Below are 1048 nucleotides of genomic sequence, written 5' to 3' on the forward strand. Positions count from 1 at the left end.
CGCGGCGCGGCGGCGATGTTCCTGGAGGTGGCGGCGGGCAACGCGGCGGCGCGCGGGCTCTACGCCGCGGCCGGCTTCGCCGAGGCCGGGCGGCGGCGGCGCTACTATCCCGGTGGCGCGGACGCGCTGGTGCTGCGGCGGGACCTCAGCCCCCCTTCCTGATCCACAGCGCGACGGCGCCGCCCGGCGCGTCCTCCTGCCGCAGCACCGCATGGCCCTGCTCCGTCGCGGTGCGCGGCACGTTGCGCAGCGGCTCCTCCCCCTTCAGCAGCACATGCAGCACCTGGCCCGGCTGCATCCGGTCCAAGGCGAGACGGACGCGCACGAAGGTCATCGGGCAAGTCTCGGCGGTAATGTCGAGCTCGCGATCCTGACTCTGTTCTTGCTTGTTGTGCGATTCCATATCTTCAATCTCCCGCGCGCAACGTAACGGACGTTGCAACACAACCAGATGCAGTCGTATAGAAGCATCGCGACCCGGCGCGGAGCTTTTTCCCGTCGCTCGCGCTGTCATCGCCTTGCCGGACGTGGGGCGACCTGACGAAAGACGGAAGCTGAAGCCATGGCCGAGACCTCGGCGAACCAGGAACTTCTGGGCCTGACGGCGGAAATCGTCTCGGCCCATGTCTCAAACAACCCGGTTTCGATCTCCGACCTGCCGAACCTGATCCAGGAGGTCTACCGCACCCTGTCCACCATGGGGCAGCCGGTGGCGCTGCCGGCGGAGAAGCCGCAGCCCGCGGTGCCGGTGAAGAAGTCGATCACGCCGGAATACCTGATCTGCCTGGAGGACGGGCGGAAGCTGAAGATGCTGAAGCGTCACCTCAAGACGGCCTTCAACCTCACGCCCGACCAGTACCGGGACAAGTGGGGCCTGCCGGCCGACTATCCGATGGTGGCGCCCAACTACACCAAGCACCGGTCCTCCCTGGCCAAGCGGATCGGGCTCGGCACCAAGCCGCGCGGCCGCCCGGCCGGCCGCGGCCGCGCTTCCGCCGCGGCGCGCGACGCCGGATAGGCCTCGCCTTCCCGGGCAGCGGCCGCCGCC

General features: G+C 69.4%; 2 protein-coding genes. One reads left to right on the forward strand and one right to left on the reverse strand.

Annotation, left to right across the window (positions count from 1 at the left end; all coding sequences use genetic code 11):
- Window positions 1-145: 145 nt before the first annotated feature.
- A complete protein-coding gene (locus OZN99_RS32295) occupies window positions 146-403 on the reverse strand; it encodes a sulfurtransferase TusA family protein (protein ID WP_270939275.1) in 258 nt (85 codons plus the stop codon).
- A 159-nt stretch (window positions 404-562) separates the two neighbouring features.
- Here OZN99_RS32295 and OZN99_RS32300 point away from each other — a divergent pair, with 159 nt between their 5' ends.
- The gene (locus tag OZN99_RS32300; RefSeq protein WP_270939276.1) at window positions 563-1018 is read left to right on the forward strand and encodes a MucR family transcriptional regulator; all 456 of its coding nucleotides are present in this window, start codon (window positions 563-565) and stop codon (window positions 1016-1018) included.
- Window positions 1019-1048 lie beyond the last annotated feature (30 nt).

Origin of the sequence: Falsiroseomonas oryzae (assembly GCF_027856955.1) — a bacterium.
Taxonomy (GTDB): domain Bacteria; phylum Pseudomonadota; class Alphaproteobacteria; order Acetobacterales; family Acetobacteraceae; genus Falsiroseomonas; species Falsiroseomonas oryzae.

Excerpts from the sequence above, each read along its gene's own strand:
- OZN99_RS32295 (WP_270939275.1), bottom strand. The coding sequence starts at position 403 with ATGGAATCGCACAACAAGCAAGAACAGAGTCAGGATCGCGAGCTCGAC.
- OZN99_RS32300 (WP_270939276.1), top strand. The coding sequence starts at position 563 with ATGGCCGAGACCTCGGCGAACCAGGAACTTCTGGGCCTGACGGCGGAA.